The organism is Prevotella falsenii DSM 22864 = JCM 15124, from assembly GCF_000613945.1.
GTDB classification, from domain to species: Bacteria; Bacteroidota; Bacteroidia; order Bacteroidales; family Bacteroidaceae; genus Prevotella; species Prevotella falsenii.
Genome location: NZ_BAJY01000068.1, coordinates 1 through 2,679, shown reverse-complemented (window position 1 = coordinate 2,679; position 2,679 = coordinate 1). Strand labels below are relative to the sequence as shown.

General features: G+C 40.6%; 3 protein-coding genes and 1 CRISPR repeat array. All 3 genes read right to left on the bottom strand.

All coding sequences use genetic code 11. The features are described from left to right. Positions 1-37: 37 nt before the first annotated feature. A CRISPR array of direct repeats spans positions 38-949; the repeat unit is 37 nt; unit sequence CTTTGTGAGCATCTTCCAACACAACAAGGATTAAGAC. Positions 950-965: 16 nt separating this feature from the next. Continuing rightward, complete coding sequence (locus tag JCM15124_RS14455; RefSeq protein ID WP_232220194.1) at positions 966-1,799, bottom strand: ISL3 family transposase; 834 nt, start codon at positions 1,797-1,799, stop codon at positions 966-968. Then, positions 1,763-2,065 (bottom strand): helix-turn-helix domain-containing protein, encoded by a 303-nt coding sequence (locus JCM15124_RS17205; protein WP_373277544.1) that lies wholly within the window; start codon positions 2,063-2,065, stop codon positions 1,763-1,765. The genes JCM15124_RS14455 and JCM15124_RS17205 overlap by 37 nt, the downstream gene beginning before the upstream one ends. A gap of 403 nt (positions 2,066-2,468) precedes the next feature. Beyond that, on the bottom strand, positions 2,469-2,679 hold a 211-nt coding region (locus tag JCM15124_RS16085; protein WP_024999656.1), incomplete at its 5' end, for an ISL3 family transposase.

The following is a 2,679-nucleotide window of genomic DNA, read 5'->3' as shown; positions in this document are numbered from 1 at the left end:
ACAATTGGTTACATAATTTTGAAGGCGGATACCTTCGCTTTGTGAGCATCTTCCAACACAACAAGGATTAAGACTTTAGCCCGGAAGAATTTACCATAACGCCAACCTTTAGATCTTTGTGAGCATCTTCCAACACAACAAGGATTAAGACAAACAGTATTCCATTCTTATATGCTCCATATTGGTCTTTGTGAGCATCTTCCAACACAACAAGGATTAAGACCTACATTTTCTTGAAAAATTTCCATAATTTATAATTTAAAACTTTGTGAGCATCTTCCAACACAACAAGGATTAAGACAATACGGTAGCTTGTACTTGCCCAATTTGCCATTTTTAACTTTGTGAGCATCTTCCAACACAACAAGGATTAAGACTATTTACCGACTTTTGGTAATACGATAAGTAACTCTTCTTTGTGAGCATCTTCCAACACAACAAGGATTAAGACTTTTGAAGGCGGATACCTTCGTTTATGTCCTCTGTGCTTTGTGAGCATCTTCCAACACAACAAGGATTAAGACACGCCACTGTTGCAGAGTACGACCCAATACAAATTCTTTGTGAGCATCTTCCAACACAACAAGGATTAAGACTTGTATCTTTGAAGTTCTCATAATTTTTATTTTTAAACTTTGTGAGCATCTTCCAACACAACAAGGATTAAGACTTTACGCCGAGTTGTATCTTTGAAGTTCTCATACTTTGTGAGCATCTTCCAACACAACAAGGATTAAGACTCTATAAGTTCCATAAAATAATTTTTAAATTCTTTGTGAGCATCTTCCAACACAACAAGGATTAAGACAAGAAAGCGAAAGAGTATCGCCGCTACCACTGACTTTGTGAGCATCTTCCAACACAACAAGGATTAAGACCATGTTATTCCACTCCTCCCGGCATTGGGCGTATCTTTGTGAGCATCTTCCAACACAACAAGGATTAAGACCTTTTTTATTGGTTCATCAGACAAATGCCGTGATGTTTCTTTCGTGTAGCGCATATAGTCTGAGCTTAAAATACTCTTCGTCTCTAAATCCATATGCATTTCTCTTGAGAACCTTTATCTTGTTGTTAATGCCTTCCACTTTAGCCGTAGATATGTGGCAGTCATACCACGCAAGGATGCCATACCTGTACATGGCAATTGTATTGGCAACCTTTTGTATAATGGGCACTTTTGTACTATGAGCCTGTTTTATCCGGTCATCAATAACGATGCTTGCCGTAGCCTTGTCCGCCTGTCCCCATATCTCCCTCATGCTTTCCTTGAGGTAATAGGCCTGAGCCAATGGTCTGTTCATGTTCAATGCGTTGTCCGGTCGCTCCCTATGCTTGTTGTCATAAATGTCCTCTCCATTACAGAGCAGCAGCCGGCGCAGGCCTTTGATTACCTTCCGCTTGTTTATGTCTCTCTCCTCATGGTAAATTTTCGCACGCAACTTGTCTATCGCGTCATTCATTAGTTTGACAATGTGAAAATGGTCGAACACATGCACGGCGACCGGTGCATTCTCCATGACGGATGCAATAAAAGCCCCGGACAGGTCTGTGGCAACATGTTCTATGACGACACCATAGTGTTCGACCTTCAACCGGAACCGCTTCAAGGCATCGGTCCCCTTGCCATCTCCAACGTATATGATGCGTCCCGTATCCGGGTCTACGACAATGGTCTTATACACATGCCCCTTGCCGACGGCAAACTCATCAATACCAATGTTCTTCACATCTCGGATGTTCGGATTGCCATAGCGGTACTTTAGTCGGCGCTTGTGGATATCTTTACCGTGTCCCATGTGAGATGAAGATATTCGGCGACGGATTTGATAGTGGCTATCTTTAGCAAATCCATTACAAGATTCTCTAAGCGGGCGGTGTAAGTACGCTTGCCATAGGCAAAGTGTATATTCTCCTGAAGGTCGCACCCGCAGGCCTTGCATTTTATCCTGTAAATCTTGGTATGAAGTAATACAGGAGTATGACCGATAGGAACGCTCTTGAAATCACGCCAAACATGACCGTTGCGGACAATATGCTTACTTCGGCACAGAGAACAGCACATTTTATCGCTTCTCTTTTGAATGTTCAACACTATTTTACTATCTTTGTAACTATAAGAGTTGCATTGGAAACCTTCAATGCCAAACGAAAAGAATAGGAAGCTGGAGTTTATCATATCATTTGTTGTTTGGTCACACAAAGATAGATAATTTCAGCTTCTTTTATGAAGAACGGGAAGAAATATCACGGCATTTGTCTGATGAACCATTTATTTAAGCATTGCCATGGCGAGAAAACACACTTTCGAGGAACGAGAAAAGAACGAAAATAAGGCAATAAAAACGTAAATATTTTTCGCAAGCATAGTCTTTGCATAACTTTCTCTGCATCAGCACATTACAAAACCTATTGTTTTGCATTCCAAAACCGTAGGTTTTGCACGGTAAAAGCGGCTGTTTTGCGGTTCATCGCATAATTGCGTTGGTTTCATCATAGAGTCCAAGTAGAATAAGTTCAAAGTATCTCTCATCTCTATATCCATACGCTTTTCTCTTTATTACTTTAATTTTATTATTTATTCCTTCAACCTTGGCATTTGAAATGGGATAGTCATACCATGCCGGTATACCTGTCCTTCTTGCCATAATGCTGTTTGCCGCTTTTTTGAAATAATAG